15 protein-coding genes are annotated in these 19,743 nt (G+C 72.4%); 10 read left to right on the top strand and 5 right to left on the bottom strand.

Features of this window, described 5'->3' with window-relative positions; genetic code table 11:
* Positions 1–37 precede the first annotated feature (37 nt).
* Genes AVP41_RS11535 through AVP41_RS11505 form a run of 7 tightly spaced genes read left to right on the top strand, consistent with a single transcriptional unit; the run spans position 38 to position 8,952 of the window.
* On the top strand, positions 38–1,009 hold the full coding sequence (locus AVP41_RS11535; protein WP_067164452.1) for an AAA family ATPase: 972 nt from the start codon (positions 38–40) through the stop codon (positions 1,007–1,009).
* Positions 1,009–2,364 (top strand): DUF58 domain-containing protein, encoded by a 1,356-nt coding sequence (locus AVP41_RS11530; protein WP_082829175.1) that lies wholly within the window; start codon positions 1,009–1,011, stop codon positions 2,362–2,364. Before AVP41_RS11535 ends, AVP41_RS11530 begins: the two co-directional genes overlap by 1 nt.
* A complete protein-coding gene (locus AVP41_RS11525; RefSeq protein ID WP_067164450.1) occupies positions 2,361–4,682 on the top strand; it encodes a transglutaminase-like domain-containing protein in 2,322 nt (773 codons plus the stop codon). The genes AVP41_RS11530 and AVP41_RS11525 overlap by 4 nt, the downstream gene beginning before the upstream one ends.
* The gene (locus tag AVP41_RS11520; RefSeq protein ID WP_157532466.1) at positions 4,679–5,113 is read left to right on the top strand and encodes an FHA domain-containing protein; all 435 of its coding nucleotides are present in this window, start codon (positions 4,679–4,681) and stop codon (positions 5,111–5,113) included. Before AVP41_RS11525 ends, AVP41_RS11520 begins: the two co-directional genes overlap by 4 nt.
* Entirely contained in the window at positions 5,113–5,988 is an 876-nt protein-coding gene (locus AVP41_RS11515) for a PP2C family protein-serine/threonine phosphatase (protein WP_067164446.1), read from the top strand. The genes AVP41_RS11520 and AVP41_RS11515 overlap by 1 nt, the downstream gene beginning before the upstream one ends.
* Entirely contained in the window at positions 5,981–7,333 is a 1,353-nt protein-coding gene (locus AVP41_RS11510; RefSeq protein ID WP_067165879.1) for an FHA domain-containing protein, read from the top strand. The genes AVP41_RS11515 and AVP41_RS11510 overlap by 8 nt, the downstream gene beginning before the upstream one ends.
* On the top strand, positions 7,330–8,952 hold the full coding sequence (locus AVP41_RS11505) for a serine/threonine-protein kinase (RefSeq protein WP_067164444.1): 1,623 nt from the start codon (positions 7,330–7,332) through the stop codon (positions 8,950–8,952). The genes AVP41_RS11510 and AVP41_RS11505 overlap by 4 nt, the downstream gene beginning before the upstream one ends.
* Before the next feature lie 465 nt (positions 8,953–9,417).
* Here the strand turns inward: AVP41_RS11505 and AVP41_RS11500 are convergent, their stop codons facing one another.
* From AVP41_RS11500 to AVP41_RS11490, 3 genes are all read right to left on the bottom strand, one after another.
* A complete protein-coding gene (locus AVP41_RS11500) occupies positions 9,418–9,840 on the bottom strand; it encodes a recombinase family protein (protein ID WP_067164442.1) in 423 nt (140 codons plus the stop codon).
* Between the two features lie 149 nt (positions 9,841–9,989).
* Positions 9,990–11,765 carry a cation:proton antiporter gene (locus AVP41_RS11495; protein WP_067164439.1) on the bottom strand — a complete coding sequence of 592 codons (1,776 nt, stop codon included), beginning with the start codon at positions 11,763–11,765 and terminating at the stop codon, positions 9,990–9,992.
* A gap of 38 nt (positions 11,766–11,803) precedes the next feature.
* Positions 11,804–12,823 (bottom strand): malate dehydrogenase, encoded by a 1,020-nt coding sequence (locus AVP41_RS11490; protein WP_067164437.1) that lies wholly within the window; start codon positions 12,821–12,823, stop codon positions 11,804–11,806.
* A 49-nt stretch (positions 12,824–12,872) separates the two neighbouring features.
* Between AVP41_RS11490 and ypfJ the strand changes: the two genes are divergently transcribed.
* The 3 genes from ypfJ (at position 12,873) to AVP41_RS11475 (ending at position 16,519) form a co-directional block, all read left to right on the top strand.
* Positions 12,873–13,754 (top strand): KPN_02809 family neutral zinc metallopeptidase, encoded by an 882-nt coding sequence (gene ypfJ, locus AVP41_RS11485; RefSeq protein ID WP_067165876.1) that lies wholly within the window; start codon positions 12,873–12,875, stop codon positions 13,752–13,754.
* Entirely contained in the window at positions 13,751–14,755 is a 1,005-nt protein-coding gene (gene pip, locus AVP41_RS11480; RefSeq protein WP_231902738.1) for a prolyl aminopeptidase, read from the top strand. Before ypfJ ends, pip begins: the two co-directional genes overlap by 4 nt.
* 168 nt (positions 14,756–14,923) lie before the next feature.
* Complete coding sequence (locus AVP41_RS11475) at positions 14,924–16,519, top strand: DEAD/DEAH box helicase (RefSeq protein WP_067164435.1); 1,596 nt, start codon at positions 14,924–14,926, stop codon at positions 16,517–16,519.
* A gap of 1 nt (position 16,520) precedes the next feature.
* On the opposite strand, the gene AVP41_RS11470 is transcribed toward AVP41_RS11475, so the two are convergent.
* A complete protein-coding gene (locus AVP41_RS11470) occupies positions 16,521–18,203 on the bottom strand; it encodes an aldehyde dehydrogenase family protein (RefSeq protein ID WP_067164433.1) in 1,683 nt (560 codons plus the stop codon).
* 64 nt (positions 18,204–18,267) lie between these two features.
* Complete coding sequence (locus AVP41_RS11465; RefSeq protein WP_067164430.1) at positions 18,268–19,743, bottom strand: MFS transporter; 1,476 nt, start codon at positions 19,741–19,743, stop codon at positions 18,268–18,270.

Genomic DNA, 19,743 nt, shown 5'->3' with positions numbered 1-19,743 from the left:
CGAGCCCCTCCCACCCCTTGAGAAGGACAAAGACAACATGAGCATGACCCCCGAGCAGGCGGCCTGGTTCCGTGAGACCTTCGCACGCCTCGTCGACAACGTCGACCAGGCACTGATGGGCAAGCGCGAAGTCGTCGGGCTGGTGCTGTCGGCGATGCTCGCGGAGGGCCACGTGCTCCTCGAGGACGCGCCGGGAACCGGAAAGACGAGCCTCGCCAAGGCGCTCGCCGCGAGCGTCCAGGGCACGTCGAACCGTATCCAGTTCACGCCCGACCTGCTGCCCTCCGACGTCACCGGCGTCACCATCTACGACCAGCAGAATCACACGTTCGCCTTCCACAAGGGGCCGGTGTTCGCCTCGATCGTCCTCGCCGACGAGATCAACCGCGCGTCCCCCAAGACGCAGTCGGCGCTCCTGGAGGTCATGGAGGAGTCGCGGGTGACGGTCGACGGCGTGGCGCACGAGGTGGGCCGTCCGTTCCTCGTGATCGCCACGCAGAACCCGATCGAGCAGGCGGGCACCTACAAACTCCCCGAGGCCCAGCTCGACCGCTTCATGGTGAAGACCTCGATCGGCTACCCGTCGCTGGCTGTCGCCGAGCGGATCCTCGCCGGTGCCGTCGACCGCAACCCGTCGGCCGGGCTCCGCCCCGTCATCACGACCTCCGCCGTCGCCGACATGGCCGATCTCGCCGCGACGGCGCACATCGACCCGGCCGTCGCGCGCTACTCCGCGCAGCTGGTGGAGGCCACGCGTGACGACGAGGCAGCGCGCCTGGGGGTGTCGGTGCGCGGAGCGATCTCGATGATGCGGATCGCGAAGGTGTACGCCGCCGCCCAGGGACGACACTTCGTGATCCCCGACGACATCAAGGCGCTCGCCGTGCCGGTGTGGGCCCACCGTCTCGTCCTCGACCCGGAGGCGGAGTTCTCGGGTGTCTCGGCCGAGAAGGTCATCCAGAACGCGCTCACCGCCGTCGACGCCCCGCTGGCGAGGGCATCGGCCTGATGACCACCACGCGGGACCACGTGACGCCGGGGCTCGACGAGTCCCGGCCGTCCGCCGTGCCCGACGATGTCGCCGTCGCGGAGCCTGCCCGCGCGGTGCCTCCGCGCCGGCAGTGGCTCGTGCCGTCCACCTGGCTCCCGCCGGTCTGGCAGGAGCGTCTGGGCGGATGGTGGCGCGTCGCCCGGGGCGCCGTCGGCCGCGTGGCGGCCGTGATCCGTCCGCTCGGGTGGGTCGCCCTCGCCCTCGCGGTGATCCTGTGGTTCGCCGCGTTCGCCTACGGGTGGGACGAGGCGCTCGTGGGTGCTGCCGTCGTGACCGTCGTGATCGCCGTGAGCATCCCGTTCCTCTTCGGTCGCACCGCGTACGAGATCGGCTTGGACCTCACGCGCACGCGCGTGGTCGTGGGCGAGCGGGCCGTCGGCGGACTGACCCTCACCAACGCCACCTCTCGTGCACTGCTGCCCTCGGAGGTCGTGCTGCCCGTCGGCTCCGGCCGCGGCGTCTTCGACGTGCCGCGGCTGGCAGCGGGAGAGACGCACGAGGAGCTGTTCGCGATCCCCACCTCCACCCGTGGGGTGCTGGCCGTGGGCCCTGTCAGCGTTCTCCGCGGCGACCCGCTGGGGCTCTTCGAGCGCACCCACGACCGCCGTCAGGCCGTCGACCTCTTCGTCCACCCCCGCACGAACTCCCTCGATGGTCTCTCGCTCGGTCACCTCCGCGACCTGGAGGGTCTTCCGGTGCAGCAGCTGGAGCGCGACGACGTCTCGTTCCACGCGCTGCGGGAGTATCAGCCCGGCGATGACCTCCGCCACGTGCACTGGAAGTCCACGGCGCGCACCGGCGACGTCATGGTGCGTCAGTACGAGCAGACGCGGCGCTCCCACTTCGTCGTGGGGCTGTCGACCACTCCCGACGAGTACCGCGAGCCCGACGAGTTCGAGCTGGCGATCTCGGTCGCGGCGTCCGTGGGTCTTCGGGCCCTCCGCGACTCGCGCGTCCTCGACGCCCGCGTGCAGCGCGGCGCACTCCGTGCCGACACCGGGCGTCGCTTCCTCGATGCGCTGGCCGGCCTGGAGCATTCCCGCCCGCGGGAGGGCGGCGTGGTCTCACTGGCCGGTGCGATGGCGACCCAGACGCCCGATGCCGCGGTGGCGGTGATCGTGACGGGATCGGCCGTCGACGCCGCGGCCCTCCGCCAGGCGTGCGCGCGGTTGCCCTATGGAGTGCGGGTGCTCGCGGTGATCGCCGATCTCCGCGTCGACGCACCGACCCTCCGCCGCGTCGCCGATGCCGACGTCGTCACCCTCGGGACGCTCGATCAGCTCCCGCGGGCCGTGCGAAAGGTGCTGTCGTGAGCGCCCCCGTCCCCGAGAGCCGGCTCGGCCGCCTCCTCGCGGGGGCCCGCGCCGAGCTCACCCTCCGCACCGCGATCGACCTCGGCGCGGTCGCCGCCCTTCTCGCCGTCGGCATCATCGGCTGGGGCCCCACGTTCGACGGCGCCGGCTACCTCGTGGCGGGCTTCGGTGCCGTGGTCCTCGGAAGCGCCATCGCCTGGGTCGGCGCCTGGCAGCGCTGGGGGGTGCTGCCGGTGGCGGGCCTCACCGTGGCGGCCTACTTCCTGTTCGGCGGCGCGCTCGCGCTCCCCCACACCACGCTCCTGGGGGTCATCCCCACCCTGGAGACCTGGCGTCAGCTGGCGCTCGGCAGCGTCACCTCGTTCAAGAACCTGCTCACCACCGTGCCGCCCGTCGCGGCCTCCGACGGACACCTCGTCGTGCCGTTCCTGCTCGTCCTCGTCGGCGCGGTGATCGCCGGATCGCTCGCGCTCCGCGTCCGCCCGGCGGCGTGGGCGCTCGTTCCCACCCTCGCGGTGACCGCGCTGGAGATCCTCCTCGGTGCCGCAGAGCCGGCCGCTCCGATCGTCCAGGGCGTCGTCTTCGCCGCCATCGCGATCGTGTGGCTCGCCCTGCGCCAGACCTGGGACGCCGACTCTGCTGCGCAACGGGTCGACAACCCGGCCGCCACCCCGTCGCGCCCGCTCCGTGCGCGACGACTCATCGCCGGCGGCGCCGTCCTCGCCATCGCGGCCGGCGCAGGGGTCGCCACCGCGGCGCTCGCCGAGACCCCGACGCAGCGCTACGTGCTGCGCGATTTCGTCGTGCCGCCCTTCGACATCCACGAGTACCCGAGTCCCTTGCAGGCATGGCGGGGGATCATTCGCGACGACGCCGACTCCACGCTGTTCACGGTCACGGGGCTTCCCGACGAGGCCCGTGTGCGCCTGGCCACGATGGACGCCTACAACGGTGTGGTCTACAACGTCTCCAACGAGGGAGCCGGCACCTCCAGCGCCTTCCGTCCGGTGCGCTCCAACATGTCGCCCGGGGCGCGCGGAGAGGTCGCCGAGGTCCGAGTGGACATCGGCGAGCTGGGTGGCGTCTGGCTGCCGGACGTCGGCGCGGTGCGGGAGATCACGTTCGACGGCGATCGGGCGGCCGAGCTTCGCCGCACCGCCCACTACAACGACGCGACCGGCACCGGGGTGGTCACGGCGGGCCTCGCCGACGGCGACGCGTACACGATGAGCACGGTCGTCGCCGAGCCGCCCAGCGATGCCCAGCTGGCCGACGCCGCGTTCGCCCCCGTCAAGATGCCGAAGCAGGCCGGGGTGCCCGAGTCGCTGTCCAAGATCGCCGCGGAGGAGCTGGGTGAGGCCGAGACGCCGATCCAGCGGGTGCGCGCCCTGCAGGATTGGCTGCACAACGACGGCTACTTCAGCCACGGCCTCGCCGACGACCCCTACTCCCCGTCCGGGCACGGCTCGGCCCGCATCTCGATGATGTTCGCCGGTGAGCAGATGATCGGCGACGACGAGCAGTACGCCGTCGCGATGGCGCTCATGGCGCGCCAGCTCGGCATTCCGGCGCGCGTGGTGATGGGCTGGTACCCCGGCGAGGACGACGAGCAGCCGACCGCCGGCGCCTTCACCGCCACCGGCGACAACCTCCACGCGTGGGTCGAGGTGGCCTTCGACGGCTTCGGCTGGGTTCCCTTCGACCCGACGCCGGATGAGGACAACGAGCCCAACGACCAGAACACGCAGCCGCACGCCAATCCCAAGCCGCAGGTGCTGCAGCCGCCGCCGCCCGCTCAGGAACCGGCCGACCTCCCGCCGACGATCGCCGACGAACGCGATCAGAAGGACGACGAGGACGCCGGATTCGACTGGCTCGGCCCCCTGCTCGTGTACGGCGGGATCGGCCTGGGCGTGATCGCGGTCCTCATGGCCCCCTTCATCGTCCTCGGATTCATCAAGGGCGCGCGTCGGGCGCGTCGACGGTCGGCGCCCCGCACCGCCGACCGCATCTCCGGCGGCTGGGACGAGCTGGTCGACAACGCCCTCGACCTGCGCACACCGGTGGCCGCGGGAGCGACGCGAGCCGAGAGCGCCGCCGTCGTGGGCACCGCATTCGAAGAGCCGCGCGTGGAGCCCCTCGCCCGTCGAGCGGACGCCGACGTGTACGGTCCGGGCGATCCCACTCCGGAAGACGTCGAGGCGTTCTGGCGCGAGGTCGACGCGATCGTGGGCGGGATGAAGCAGCGCACGCCGTGGTGGCGACGCCTCACCGCCCGGCTGAGCGTGCGTTCGCTCCGGTGGAGGAGGCCGTCGTGACCGCTGTCATCGAAGACACCGTCCCGAGTGAGTCGGCGCCACGCGCCGCGGCATCGATGTCCGTCGCCGACGTGGGCGACGTCATCCGCGGGGTGCCCGGCTTCGGCCCGCCGCCGCTTCTCACCCTCGTGTGGGACGACGGCGTCCGGCACGTCGTGCACGCCCCGACGGTCTTCGGCCGCAACCCCGACGCCGTCCCCGGGTGGCGGGCAGTCGCCGTGCGCGACGAGACGCTGACGCTCTCCCGGACCCACCTCGCGGTCGGCGGCGAGCGCGGGGCGGCGTGGATCGCCGACACCGGATCGACCAACGGCTGCGAGATCGTCCGCGGGGCGGAGCGGCATCACATCGCCCCGGGGGAGCGGTGGATCCTGCGCGCAGGTGACATCCTGGAGTTCGGTGATCGTCGGGCCAGCGTCGAGGGGGTGTGATGGCGGACTCTCCCATCGCGGTCGCCTTCGGAGCCGCGACGCACCCGGGGCTGCGCCGTCAGGTGAATGAGGACTCGTATCTGGCGGCCTCTCCGCTGTTCCTCGTCGCCGACGGCATGGGCGGCCACGACGCGGGTGCGGCGGCCAGCGCCGCCGTCGTGGAGGAGTTCGGTGCCCTCGTCGGCGCTGTGAGCGTGGGCATCGACGATGTCCGCGCCGCGCTGGCCCGCGCGCGTGCGCGGGTGGAGGCACTCGTCGTCGGCGGGGCCGGAGGCGCGGTGCGCGCGGCGGGGACGACTCTCAGCGGCGTCGTCGTGGCAGACATCGGCGGCGCGGGGTACTGGCTCACCGTCAATGTGGGCGACTCCCGCACCTACCGCATGGCCGACGGCGAGCTCGAGCAGATCAGCGTCGACCATTCCGTCGTGCAGGAGCTCATCGACGCGGGCGAGCTCGATGTCGCCGCCGCCGCGGTCGACCGTCGCCGCAACGAGATCACGCGCGCCATCGGGGCGGGAAGCGACGGGGAACCCGACTTCTGGCTCGTCCCGGCGGAGCCCGGCGACCGCATGCTCGTCTGTTCCGACGGCCTCTCGGGTGAGCTCGACAGTGCGCGGCTGCTGCGGGTGCTGCAGGAGACCGCCGATCCGCAAGAGGCGGCGACCCGGCTGGTCCACGAGGCGATGCTCCGGGGCGGCCGTGACAACATCACGGTGGTCGTCGTCGATGCCGTCTCGGTCGCCGGTCACGACGACGTCCCGTGCGATACGGCTCCGGCACCGGCGCGCGACGAGATCGATGCCGACACCCGTCCGACGGCTGCGCGCGCAGCCCTCGCGGCCGATGATCGCCGAGGAGGCGCCGCACATGGCTGAGATCCGATTCATCCCGGCCGACGGATCGGACGCGGGCGGCGCCTGGGTCGCCGCCGTCACCCCCGACGCCGTCGCCGTCCTGGCGGCCTCCGTCACTCCGCAGACGGCGGAGGCGGTGTGGCGGCGCCTGGACGGCGGCGGGATCGGGGCGCTCGTGGAGGCGCTGACCGGTGCCTTCGGAACGTCCCTGACGGCCATCCCCTCCTTCGCCCTCGTCATCTCCGAGGAGGACGGCATCCGCGTCGCGGTTCGTGGCCCCGTCGATGTGCTGATGGAGGGCCCCGACGGCGCGGTGGAGGTGTCCGGGCGCGGCGTCGCGACGTGGGCGGAGCGGACCGTCCCGCGCGCCGGTCGTGCGCGGGTGTCGTTCGCGGGCGATCACGACGAGAGCCTGTCGCTCCCGATCGCCTCCGGCGTCGTCCCGGTGAGCGGCCTCGTGCTCACTGCCGGGGTCCGTCCCGTCGCAGCGACTCCCGAACCGGCCCCCGCGTCGGCGACCGAGTCGTCACCGACCGCCCCTCCCCCCGCGGGCCCGCCGGCGGCACCCGGGCCCCTCCGTCACGGTCTCACGCCGCAGGCTCCCGCGGCATCGCCGGCACCCCCGTCGCTGCCCCCGATTGCGGGGACGCCGCCCGTGCCCCCGACGCTTCCGCCGGCGTCCGACACGGATCAGCCGGCGTCAGCCGTTCCCTCGGAGATATCCGAGCCCGCCGGCAGCGACACCTGGATCCCCGCGACGACGCAGCATCCCGCCGAAGACGCGCCCGGAGACCTCGCCGATGACAGCACGATCGCCGCGCCCCGCGGAGACGCCGGCTCCTGGGCGGCGACCATCGCCCGAGCGCCGCTGCGGACGCCCGGAGAGGTCGCGCCCGTTCCTGCGCCGGTGGCCGGTGATCACGACGGGGAGACCGTTTCGGTCGCTCAGGCGCGGGCGCTGCGTGCCGCCGCGAACGGGGCCGCATCATTCGAGCCCGTGAGCGACGTGCCGCCGCGTCAGCCCGCGCAGGGCCGCATCCGCTTGTCCACCGGTCGCGTGGTCGAACTGGAACGGCCGGTGGTCATCGGGCGGCGGCCCCGGTCCACCCGCGCGTCGAGCTCCGAACTGCCTCTCCTCGTCGCGGTCGAGAGCGCCGAGGGCGACATCTCTCGCAGCCACGTGGAGATCCGTGCCGAGGGCGAGCATGTGCTCGTCACGGACCTCGCCACGACCAACGGCACGGTCCTTCGTCGTGGCGGACAGGACCCGGTCCGGCTGCACCCGAACGAGCCCACGATGGTCGTCACCGGCGATGTGCTCGACCTCGGCGACGGCATCACCGTGACCTTCGAGGATCTTCCGTGAGCACCAAGCGATCACCCGCCCCGCCGCCGCAGCTGCCGGGCTTCACGTTCCTCGAGGTCCTCGGGTCGGGCGGATTCGCCGACGTCTACCTGTTCGAACAGCACCTCCCGCGCCGCAAGGTGGCGGTCAAGGTGCTCCTGCCCGAGAAGATGGCGGGAGGATCGGCCGAGCAGTTCGCCGCTGAAGCGAACGTCATGGCGTTGCTGTCGACCCATCCCGCGATCGTCACGATCTATCAGGCCGGTGTCTCCGACGACCATCGTCCGTACTTGGCGATGGAGTACTGTCCCAAACCCAACCTGCAGGTGCGCTCCCGTGCCGCAGCGCTGTCGGTCGCCGAAGCCCTGCGCATCGGGATCCAGGTCGCGGCGGCCGTCGAGACGGCGCACCGCGCGGGGATCCTGCACCGCGACATCAAGCCGGCCAACATCCTCGTGACCGAGTACAACCGGCCGGCGCTGACCGACTTCGGCATCGCCACGACGGCGGGCAGCGCCGACCCGTCCACCGGCATGTCCATCCCGTGGTCGCCGCCGGAGTCGTTCGCCGATGTGCCGGACTTCGCGGTGCGCTCCGACGTCTGGGCACTCGGTGCGACGCTGTACACCCTGCTCGCGGGCCGGTCACCCTTCGAGGTCCCGGGCGGCCGCAACGGCGGGGCGGAGCTGATCCAGCGGATCGAGACGCAGCCGCTCACCCCGATCGCGCGGCCGGATGTGCCGCTCTCGCTCCAGAACGCCCTCGACCGCGCGATGTCGAAGCGTCCCGTCGACCGGTACGAATCGGCGGTGGCGTTCGCGCGCGCGCTCCAGAAGGTGCAGATCGAGCTGTCGCATTCGGTGACCCCGATCGACATCCTCGACGATGCACCCGATGCCGCCGACGAAGAGGACGACGAGGGGGAGCTCACCCGAGTGCGGGGGATCGTCAGCATCGATCCTCAGACTGTCCCGGCGGCAGGGCGCACCCATGAGCGGCTGGAGCGGTTCGCCCCGCCGGCGCCGAGCACCGTTCCCGTCGACGACACGGTGGCGCGGTCTCCGAGCGGCTCGGTCGACGACGGGGCTGCGACGATCGTCAGTCCCCGGCAGATCGCTGCGTCGCCGGCCCCGACCGCTCCGCCGGCGACGACCGCCCCCACCCCGCCCGCCCACACGGCGACGACGCTCCCGCACGCTCCGACGGCGCCCCCGGGCGCGCCGGTTCCGCGTTCTCGTCGCGGTCTGTGGATCGGGCTGGGCGCGGCGGCCGTGGTCGTGGTGGCCGTCGGCGCTGTCACCGCGGGTAGCCTCCTCGCACCGGCGCCCACACCGACACCGAGCGCTCCCGTGCAGGTGAAGCCCCAAGACCCCATCGGCGGCGTCGTTCCGGTGCCCGCCGATCTCGCCGGGGTGGTCAAGGGTAAGAACGCCGTCTTCACCTGGACCAATCCCGATCCGCAGGAGGGGGACCGCTACATCTGGTACCCCTACACCCTCACCGGCGAGGGCGACCAAGGCGTCGTCGAGACCGAGACCGTCACCCTTCCCGCCGATCCGTCGGGAACGACCTGCATCGCCGTCATCGTCCGCCGCGCCGACGGCATGACCGGGGACGAATCCCGCGCCTGCACTCCCTGACCGCCGCTGCCGCCCCGGCGCGCGCGGCGTGCAGTGGTGCCGATGTGGACCGTTGCCCGGCGTGCACAGCGGCGGATGCCAGCGGCGACACGCCGTGGTGCGCGCGGCCGGGGGCGGCGTGTCGGCCGTGGGGTCCGCCGTTGTGTCCGGGTGCGGCGGTGAGGCCCGCTGGTGTGCACGGGCGCGGCGGTGAGGCCCGCTGGTGTGTGCGGGCGCGGCGTGGCGGCCCACTGGTGTGCGCGGGCGCGGCGGTGAGGCTGTCGTCGTGCACAGTGGCGGATGGGAGGGGCGACACGCCGTGGTGCGTGCGCTCGGGGGCGGCGTGTCGGCCGTGAGGTCCGCCGTTGTGCACGGGCGCGGTCCGCCGTTGTGTCCGGGTGCGGTCCGCCGTTGTGCACGGGCACGAGCAGGGCGGGCGGGCGAGGGCGCGGGGACGGCGGCCGCGGGCGGCTCGGGTCGGAGCGGTCAGGCCCGGCCGTGCCCCAGCACCTTGACGATCACGCCGCGCCGTTGCAGCTCGGTGATCGTGCGCGTCTCTTCGTCGACGTCGCGGCCCAAGGCGTGCTTGTCGGCCACGACCACGACATCGCCCGACTCCAGACGACCGAACAGGCGGGTGAGGCGCTCCGACCAGCTCTCGCCGGTCTCGGGGGCAGGATGCCGGAAGCCCTCGATCGGGACGCCGAACTGCGCGAGCGCGTCGCGCTGCGCGATCACGCTCGGCAGGTCATCGCGCGCGACGACCAGGCCCACCAGGCGGGAACCGGCAGGCCGGGCCGCCCACCAGTCGGTGCCCGAGACGATGACGGGCACGGCTTCGGTGGTGGCCGGCAGCGAGATCGACTCCGCGTAGTCGGCGGGTGCGCGATCGTCGGAGGGGGTGGTCATCCGTGCTCCTTCGGTGGTGATCCCGTGTCAGTGGCGTTCGCGGACGGTGTGCGCCGCATTCTCGTCGGCACTCACTCTGGCACAGGTCACCGCTCCGTACAGGTCACCGCCCCCACCGCCCGCCCACCGCTCCCGCGAGGCGCGGCTCCTCAGTCCTCGTCGCGCAGGCGAAGCTCGAGGCTGAGCTGGTCGGCGTCGAGTTGGGCGAGGGTGTGCCGGAGGGCGCGCGTGCTGAACGCGCCGCCGGAGCTCAGCGTCGTCAGGCGCTCGCGCATCGCGTCGATCATGGCCAGCCGCAGTTCCAGCAGGTCGTCGACGAACAGCGACGCCTCGTCGCTGGGTGGTTCCGTGTATCGCGCGCCGACCTTCTCGAGCAGGCGCGGATCGAAGGTCTCGCCGTCGCGGCGCCGCAGGTGCGGGTCGGAGAGCGCGGCAGCGGCGGCGTCTCGGAGCTCCGAGTCCAGGCGTGCCTGCTCCTCCGGATCCACCGCACCCTCGCCCGATCGCTCCAGTCCCAAAGCTCCCACGAGCCAGGGCAGGGTGAAGCCCTGGAGCATGAGGCTCACGAGGGCCACGAGGAAAGCGATGTAGACGAGCTCCGGCCGCGTCTCCACGGTGCGGGGAATGGTCTGGGCGGCGGCCAGCGTGACGACACCGCGCATGCCTGCCCACACGATGATCGTGCCGTGCCGCCATCCGAGCGGCGACGCCTGGTAGTAGTCGAGGTCGGCGAGGGCCCGGGAGACCCGCTCCCGCATCGATGACAGACGCCGCTCCCGCTGGGCGGCGTCGGGTGCCCGCCGTTTCCGGCCGCCCGATCGTTCCCGTCCGCCTGGCCGCCCGCGCCCGGCCGGAGCCTCCGGCCACCCCGACGCTTCGATCTCGTCGAGCCGCGCATCGATGGCCTCGAATCGGGTGCGGCTGCGGCCGCGACTGCGGAGGCGACCGATCCACAGGAGGAAGGACACATAGCCCGCGCGGACCAGGAGAACGATCGCGAGCGCTGCCAGGGCAGCGCCGGTCGGCAGCGCGATCCCTTCGTGACGTTGCTGAACGTCGGTGACGATCTGATCCAGCTCCAGCCCCATGATGAGGAAGATGCCGCCTTCGAGCACCAGCTCGACCGTCCGCCAGTTGACCTCGTCGGACAGTCGCTGCTCCGGAGTGAACCATCGCTGGGCCCCCTGGCCGGCGACGATTCCGGCGACGACGGCGGCCACGAGGCCGGAACCCCCGAGATGCTCGGTGGGGAGGTAGGCGAGGAACGGCACCGTGAACCCGATAGCGGTGCTCGCGGCGGAATTGCGCACCCACGATCGCAGCCGCACCGCGCACAGGCCCAGGACCGCGCCGACGACGACGGCGATGAGCACCCCCCACGCGAAGCTGCCGATCGCGCCGCCGACGGAGAACGAGCCCGCCGCCACGGCGAGGAGGGCGGTGCGCAGCAGCACGAGGGCCGTGGCATCGTTGAGGAGGCTCTCACCCTCGAGCATCGTCGTCACGCGGGGCGAGATCCCGAGGCGTTTGGCGATACCGGTGGCCACGGCGTCGGTCGGGCTGAGGATGGCTCCCAGGGCGACCCCGAGGGCGAAGCCGACACCCGGGAGGATGAGGGAGAAGAACCACCCCAGCACCAGGGCCGTCACTACCACCAGCACGATGGCGAGCCCGGCGATCGGCGTGAAATCTCGTCGGAACTCGATCGCGGGCAGGCGCACGGCCGCCGCGTACAGGAGCGGCGGCAGCACGCCGATGAGGATCAGGTCGGGATCGATCTCCGGGAAGTGGACGAACGGGAGGAGGCCGACGGCGAGGCCGAGGGCGACCAGCAGAAGCGGACCTGCCACGCCCAGGCGTTGGGCGAGCGCCGTCACCACCGCGACGGCGATGACTCCGATCAGGACGACGAGCAGGATCTCCACAGGGCGAGACTACCCGCGGCAGCGACCGCGTCTTCGGGTCAGAGCACGCCCAGCGCGCGCACGGCATCGCGCTCCGCGGCGAGCTCCGCGACCGAGGTCTCCAGCCGCGCGCGACCGCGGGCGTCCAGTTCCAGGCCCTCCACGATGCGGAAGCCGGAGCCGTCGCTGGTCACCGGGAACGACGACACGAGCCCGTCGGGCACGCCGTACTCGCCGCGCGAGACGAGGGCAGCGGAGGTCCAGCCCTCACCGGTGCCGAGCACGGAGTCGCGGACGTGGGAGATCGCCGCGTTGGCCGCCGAGGCCGCCGACGACGACCCGCGGACCGCGATGATCTCGGCCCCGCGCTTCGCGACGCGGGGGATGAACTCGTCGTCCAACCAGGCGAGAGCTGCCTCCGGCCCGCCCCAGCGGTCCGACAGCGCCTCCCACGCGGGACGGCCCGCGACGCGGGCATGGGACACGTCCGGGAACTGCGTCGCAGAGTGGTTTCCCCAGATGGTGAGGTTCGTGACCTCCGCCACGGGGACGTCCAGGGCGGCGGCGAGCTGTGCCGACGCGCGGTCGTGGTCGAGGCGGGTGAGCGCGGCGAAGCGGTCCGCGGGGATGTCGGGGGCTGCCGCCGAGGCGATGAGCGCGTTGGTGTTGGCGGGGTTGCCGACCACGACGACCCGGATGTCGTCGGCGGCGTGGGCGTTCAGGGCGGCGCCCTGCGGGCCGAAGATCCCCGCGTTCGCGGCGAGGAGATCTCCTCGTTCCATCCCGGCGGTGCGCGGACGGGCCCCCACGAGGAGGGCGATGTTCGCGCCGGCGAAGGCGATCGAGGGATCATCGGTGATCTCTACGTCGGTCAGCAGGGGGAAGGCGCAGTCCTGGAGCTCCAGTGCGGTGCCCTCCGCCGAGCGCAGCCCCTGCGGGATCTCCAGGAGCCGCAGTCGCACGGGGCGGTCAGCGCCGAGCATCGCCCCCGACGCGATGCGGAACAGGAGCGCGTAGCCGATCTGTCCGCCCGCTCCGGTCACGGTCACGGTGGTCGGTGTCTGCGGGGTGGCATCCATGATTCGAGCCTATGCCCGCAGGTCGAGGCGGAGCGGTACCGTGTTCCGCATGACGTTCAACGACGACGCGCAGCTGGGGGGAACCACGGCCCGCCGCAGGGGCCGGGGCACCATGGTCGCCGGTGGCGTGGGAGGGGTCGGCGTGCTCGGCCTCGTGATCGTCCTCATCAACGTCTTCACGGGCGGGCAGCTCGGCGGGCTCCTGGGGCTCGACGGGTCCGGTGGCGATCCGCAGGCGGGCGAGACGGTCGTCCAGGACTGCGAGACCGGCGCCGATGCGAATGCGCGCGACGACTGCCGGCTCGTGTTCGGGCAGAAGTCGATCGACGCCTACTGGGAGCAGCGGGTGGACGGCTACCGCCCCGCCCAACTGATCATCGTCGACCAGCAGACCTCCACGCAGTGCGGCACCGCTTCCAACGCGACCGGTCCGTTCTATTGCCCGCCGGAGGAGACGATCTACGTCGATCCGACCTTCTTCGCTCTCCTCGGGTCCCAGTTCGACGCGACGGTCGGTCCGCTCGCGCAGCTGTACGTGCTCGCGCACGAGTACGGCCACCACCTCCAGCAGCTCACCGGTGTCTTCGACCGCTACCCCTCCAACGGGTCGGGGCCGGCCAGCAACGGCGTGCGGACCGAGCTGCAGGCCGACTGCTACGCCGGCGCCTGGGTGGCCGGAGCCGCGGACCAGAAGGACGCCAACGGCGTGCCGTATCTGAAGCCGCCGACCGCCGAGCAGATCCGCGACGCGCTCGCCGCCGCCGCGACCGTCGGTGATGACCACATCCAGCAGGAGACGACCGGTCGCATCGATCCCGAGCGCTGGACGCACGGTTCCAGCGAACAACGCCAGCGATGGTTCACGACCGGGATGAACGACGGTCCCGCGGCCTGCGATGCGGCGTTCCGCGTGTCGGGAGGCGACCTGTGAGCGCCGGAGACGGGTTCGCCGGTCCGCCCCACCTCGACGGGATCCTCTACCCGCCCCTCGAACCCTACGAGACCGGTGAACTGCTGGTCGGCGACGGTCAGCGGGTCTACTGGGAACAGTCGGGCAACCCCGAGGGCAAGCCGGTCGTCTTCCTCCACGGCGGACCGGGGGCGGGCACCTCGCCGTGGCACCGGCGCTTCTTCGACCCGGCGGTCTACCGCATCGTCCTCTTCGATCAGCGCGGGTGCGGCCGGAGCACCCCTCACGCGAGCGAACCCGACGCCGATCTCCGGCACAACACGACGTGGCACCTGGTGGCCGACATCGACCTGCTCCGCCGGAACCTCGCGATCGATCGGTGGCAGGTGTTCGGCGGATCGTGGGGGAGTGCGCTCGCTCTCGCGTACGCCCAGTCGCATCCCGACGCGGTCAGCGAGCTCGTCCTCCGCGGGGTGTTCACCCTCCGCCGTCATGAACTGGAGTGGTTCTACGAAGGTGGCGCGGCAGCGCTGTTCCCCGACCTCTGGGAGGGATTCCTCGCCCCGATCCCGGTGACCGAGCGCTCGCGGATGATCGAGGCGTATCACCGCCGCCTCACCGACCCTGACCCCGCGGTGCACCGTCCGGCGGGCGTGGCCTGGACCACGTGGGAGGCGTCGACGCTCACGCTCCATCCCGATCCCGATCTCGTCGCCTCGATGGCCGCTCCCGACGCCGCGGTGGCGTTCGCGCGCATCGAGAACCACTACTTCGTCCACGGCGGCTGGTTCCGAGAGGGGCAGCTCATCGAGGACGCCGCCCGGCTCCGAGGGATCCCCGCGGTGATCGTGCAGGGGCGCTACGACGTGTGCACTCCGGTCATGACGGCGTGGGATCTGCACCGGGCCTGGCCCGAGGCCGAGCTCGTGATCGTCCCCGATGCGTCACACTCCGCGTCGGAGCCCGGGATCGCGCAGGCCCTCCGTGCCGCCACCGATCGCTTCGGGTCCGGCGCCGACTGATAGACTGGACGAACTTGCAGCACCGATCCTGGTGCTTCTCGCGTCGTAGAACGCTTCCCTCGCCGCCGGTCCCGCACCGAAGTCGGCTGACATTCTTCGTACGGCGACCCCGTGTGCGGTTCGCACCCGGGCCACCGACCGGGCACCTCCGTGCCCAGAGACACTCTCATGACTGACACCTCTTTCCGCACGCTCGGCGTGCCCGCTCCGCTCCTCGACGTCCTCGCGAAGGACGGCAAGACCGAGGCCTTCCCGATCCAGGTCGACACCCTCCCCGACACGCTCGCCGGGCGCGACGTGCTCGGCCGCGGCAAGACCGGCTCGGGGAAGACCCTCGCGTTCTCCATCCCGATGGCCGCGCGCCTCGGCGGAGCGCTCGCCGGCGGCGCTCGCCGTCACGGTCGCATCCTGGGCCTCGTCCTCGCTCCCACCCGCGAGCTGGCCACGCAGATCAACGCGACGCTCGAGCCCCTCGCCGCCGCCTATGGCTTGAAGACCACCACGATCTTCGGCGGCGTCACCCAGACCCGTCAGGTCGCGGCGCTGAAGGCCGGCGTCGACATCGTGGTGGCCTGCCCCGGCCGACTCGAGGACCTCCTCCAGCAGCGTCATCTCACGCTCGACTCGGTCGAGATCACGGTGATCGACGAGGCCGACCACATGGCCGACCTCGGGTTCCTTCCGGCCGTCACCCGGATCCTGGACAAGACGCCCCGCGATGGCCAGCGACTGCTCTTCAGTGCGACGCTGGACAACGGCGTTGACAAGCTCGTGCGCCGCTTCCTCCAGAACGAGGTGCTCCACTCGGTCGACGAGGCGAACTCGCCCGTCGCCGCCATGACGCACCATGTCTTCCACGTCGAGGGAACCGACGCGAAGAAGGAGCTCGTGCGCACCCTCGCTTCGGGCACGGGCCGCCGGATCCTCTTCATGCGCACCAAGCATCACGCCAAGAAGCTCGCGCAGCAGCTGACGGCCCAGGGGATCCCCGCCGTCGACCTGCACGGCAACCTCTCGCAGCCGCAGCGCGACCGCAACCTCGCCGCGTTCTCGTCGGGGGCCGCACGCGTGCTCGTGGCGACCGACGTCGCGGCGCGCGGCGTGCACGTCGACGAGGTCGAGCTCGTCATCCACGTCGACCCGCCCATGGAGCACAAGGCGTACCTGCACCGCTCGGGCCGCACGGCGCGTGCCGGGGCGGAAGGCTCGGTCGTCACCCTCGTCCTTCCCGGGCAGGAGAAGGACGTCAAGGATCTCCTCCGCAAGGCGGGCGTCGCGGTGACGCCCACCGCCGTGACGGTGGACTCTCCCGCGGTCACGGCCCTCGTGGGCGAGGTGGCGCCGTACGTGACGCCGGCCCCGAAGACGCAGCCGCAGCGCGGCGGCGGACGCAGCCAGGGTGCCAACGCCCAGCGCAAGCGCGCCGCCCGCGAGAACGGCACCGGCACCGGCAGCGGAACGGGCAATGGTCGGGGTCGCGGGGGTCGGAACGACCAGCGCTCCGCCGGTGCGTCCACCGACAACGGTCGCCGTCGTCCGGCGCGGAACGAGCAGACGGCGGGCGGCGCTCGCACCGACCGCGCTCCGCGGCACGCCGACACCGCTCACGGATCCAGCCGTCACGGGGCCTCGGGCGCCGCGGCGTCCGGCGCGCCGTCGGGCAATGCTCGCACCACGGGCCGCCGTGCCAGCCAGCAGGGCGGGAAGCTCATGGTCGGGTCGGTCGTGCGTCAGAACGGCGCCGGCCGCCGCGGCGGGCGCTGACTCAGGCGCGGAACGCCCGCGCCAGGACGAGGGCCATCCGCGCCAGGTCGCGATCGATGCGGAAGCGGGTGAAGCCCTCGCTGACCACGGCGCCGGTGCGTGACGTCACGAACCACGGCGGCTTCGGGAGCACCGATAGCCCGCCGCCGCGCAATGCCGTGCGGATCGAGCGGGGGAAGGGACGGAACGGCCCGCGAACGACCGTGCGCTCGACGTCGTCGAGAAGAAGCGCGTTGTGGACCACGCCGATCCCGCTCGGCGCATCCTCGACCGTCCCGCCGGGGAATGCTCCCCACGTGGCCGTCGGGGTGAGGAAGCCGAAGGCCGTCCAGGCGTTCACGGCCACCGTGCCGTAGCGAAGCTCCGCGATCGCCCGCTCGAATCCGGCTCCGAGCGTGCGCTGGGTCTCCGGCGCGATCAGCACGTTCGCGCCGAGGGTCCCCACGAGCCGTTCGTTGGCGTGGGCGACGGCCGCGTCGAGGAACGCCTGTCCCCCGCCCGGCAGCGAGACGACGCCCAGCACCGGGGAGAAGTACTCCGTCGTCTCCAGCGGCGTGGCCCCCTCGGGGTCGGTCACCACGAGAGCGCGGGTCCCGTCGCCGCACCAGAGGGCATCCGGGTAATCGGCGCGGGCCGCGTCGAGGGCGCGCTCGCTCCGGGGATACCAGACCTCTCGCTGCGGCGAACGATCGTAGGCGGCGCGCAGTTCGCGGAGGAAGTCGTCCCGCTGCGGCCAGTCGGCGCTCAGAAGCACGACCTGCCCGGCGATGCAGTTGTGACCGGAGTTGTGCAGTCGCATCGTCACGACGTGTTCGGCCTGGAAGCGCAGGTCGGCGGCCGACCATTCCCCCGGGACGACGATGATCGGGGAGACCCCGCCGAGCTCGGCCGAGATCGGAACCCGCAGATCGGGGACGATGGCGCGGAACGTCGCCTCCGAACCGGTGATGTGGACGTGCGCGATGGACGGATGGCGCGTCAGGTACGCTCCCACGTCTCCGCCGCCGCGCACGATCCGCAGGAACCCCGGCTCGATGAGCGGGGCGAGCGCCCGTGCGAACACAGGAATCAGCTCGTCCTGCGTCGGATTGACCTTCAGCACGACGGTGCGATTGTGCGCGAGGAGTTCGTACAGGACATCGAGGAAGGGGATCGCGCTCACGTTCCCCGCCCCGAGCACCACGCCGATACCGCCGGTGGTGGTGGGGGTGAGCTGTCCGAGTCCGGCCGTCCGTCGCGCCTGGCCGGGCGTCACACCGGGCCGGAGCCAGACCTCGGTCGAGTAGCCCGAGAGGAGGATCCGGTCGGTGAGGTCGAGCGGGGAGGTGTGGACGACCGTCCGATCTCCCGGGGCACGTCCGAACGTCACGGCGTCCAGCGGACTGCCTCCGGCGGCGAGAGCGCCGAGCGAGCGGGCATAGGCATCGAGGGCGACGAGCGCGGCGTACGGTCCCGAGAGCCACTCCTCGCCGCGTAGCGGATGGCCGGCGTGGAGGCCCTTCGTCGTCGCCGCGGCGTCCGCCCACTCGGCGGCGACGGCGGCGACGGACGCGCGCACGCGTCGAAGGAGGGTTCGGCGCTGACCGAGGGTGAGCAGCGTCCACGTCCGCGCGCCCTTCGCCACCGCGGCGAGGGCGGCGTCGATCTCTTCGCGGCGTTCCAGGGGCAGGGTGTCCGGGGTCACGGCGCTCTCCTTCGCGGCGGTCGTCTCAGCTTACGTCCGGGGCTGCGGCCGCCGTTCGGAGCGGTCACTCGATGTCCGCGCGTCGGAGCCGGTACCGCGCGAGCGGGATCAGGCTCGCCAGCACGAGGGCGGCGGGGACGACGCTGAAGCTCAGGACGATGCCCGCGATCGCCGCCGGCGGCTGCCAGACGAGCATGGCCGCGGTGCGTTCCACGTATCCCGTGGCGGCCAGGACGACCGTGAGCACCGTGGCGCCGAGGGCGAAGCCGGTGGTCTCCCCGGCCGTCCACACGCCGCCGAAAGCTCCGGCGCGCCCGGTCCCGTGTCGAGCGGCGTCGTGACTGATCACGTCGGGCAGCATCGCCATCGGGAGCGACTGCATTCCTGCGTACGCGACGCCGGCGACGGCGACAGACGCGTACAGCCACGCGCCGGGCGCCCAGAGCGCGACGACGGTGGACAGTGCCGCCGCCGCGAACAGCACGCTCGCGGCTGCGAACACCCGCTCCTTGCCGGCCCGTCTCGCCCACGCTCCCCAGGCCGGCGCCGCCAGGAGGGCCGGGGCGATCAACGCGACGAACAGCAACGTCACCGCGTCCTCGGACTGCAGCACCCATGTCGCCAGGTATTGAGCGCCGGCCAGCATGAGCCCGGTCGCCAGTGCCTGCAGCACGAAGGTCGTGAGAAGGGCGCGGAACGGCTGGCTGCGACGGAGTGTCTCCGCGGCCGCCCGGAAGTTGTCGCGCACGCCCCCTCCGGGCGTGGATGCGTCGGCGCCCAGGTGCCGCTCGGCGTGTTCGCCCACGGCTTCGGCGAACAGCTCGGCCCGCTCCGCGGCGCTCGTCCCGGCGGCCGCCATGGCCGATCGCGATCGTTCCGAACGGCCGGCCACCGTCGTGGCGACCAGCATGCCGACGCCGATCACGACACCCGACACCACCCCCATCACGAGGTATCCGGTGGTCGGGTCGCCCGTGACGCGTCGGAGCGCCGGCCCTCCCGCACCGAAGAGCAGGATCGCGAAGGTGAGGACGACCACGCGCCATGTGAGCAGCCGGGTGCGCGCGTCGTAGCGGCCGGTCAGTTCCGCCGGCAGGGCGATGTAGGGGACCTGGAACAGGCTGAACGCGGTGGCGGTGGCCAAAAACGCGACGAACACCCAGATCGCGCCTGCTTCTGGCCCGATCGCCGGAGGCGCCGCGAAGGTGAGGGCGAAAAGCACCGGCAGTGCGCAGGCGCCGACGAGCATCCCTCGGCGCCGGGTACCGCGACGGTGCTTGTCGGTGTCGCTCAGCGCACCCACCACGGGATCGATCACGACGTCCCAGACCTTCGCCGCCGCGACGATGACACCCGCCAACAGCGCGGTCACCCCGAGATTGTCGGTGAGGTAATACGTGAGGACGAGCCCCGGCAGCGTGGCGAAGCCTCCCGTTCCGATGGAACCGGCCGCATAACGGGCCACCGTCCGCCTCGGCAGGGCATCGTCGTCTGCGCTGGTGCCCAGGCCGGCCGGGTGGGGAGGAGCCTCGTCGCTCAT

Source organism: Microbacterium sp. TNHR37B, assembly GCF_001620065.1.
GTDB lineage: Bacteria > Actinomycetota > Actinomycetes > Actinomycetales > Microbacteriaceae > Microbacterium.
This window is presented reverse-complemented; position numbering and strand designations above follow the sequence as displayed.

Bases quoted from the DNA above. Each gene is read 5' to 3' on its own strand.
- AVP41_RS11535 (WP_067164452.1), top strand. From the start codon at position 38: ATGAGCATGACCCCCGAGCAGGCGGCCTGGTTCCGTGAGACCTTCGCA.
- AVP41_RS11475 (WP_067164435.1), top strand. From the start codon at position 14,924: ATGACTGACACCTCTTTCCGCACGCTCGGCGTGCCCGCTCCGCTCCTC.
- AVP41_RS11500 (WP_067164442.1), bottom strand. From the start codon at position 9,840: ATGACCACCCCCTCCGACGATCGCGCACCCGCCGACTACGCGGAGTCG.
- AVP41_RS11515 (WP_067164446.1), top strand. From the start codon at position 5,113: ATGGCGGACTCTCCCATCGCGGTCGCCTTCGGAGCCGCGACGCACCCG.
- AVP41_RS11490 (WP_067164437.1), bottom strand. From the start codon at position 12,823: ATGGATGCCACCCCGCAGACACCGACCACCGTGACCGTGACCGGAGCG.
- AVP41_RS11510 (WP_067165879.1), top strand. From the start codon at position 5,981: ATGGCTGAGATCCGATTCATCCCGGCCGACGGATCGGACGCGGGCGGC.
- AVP41_RS11465 (WP_067164430.1), bottom strand. From the start codon at position 19,743: ATGAGCGACGAGGCTCCTCCCCACCCGGCCGGCCTGGGCACCAGCGCA.
- ypfJ (WP_067165876.1), top strand. From the start codon at position 12,873: ATGACGTTCAACGACGACGCGCAGCTGGGGGGAACCACGGCCCGCCGC.
- AVP41_RS11530 (WP_082829175.1), top strand. From the start codon at position 1,009: ATGACCACCACGCGGGACCACGTGACGCCGGGGCTCGACGAGTCCCGG.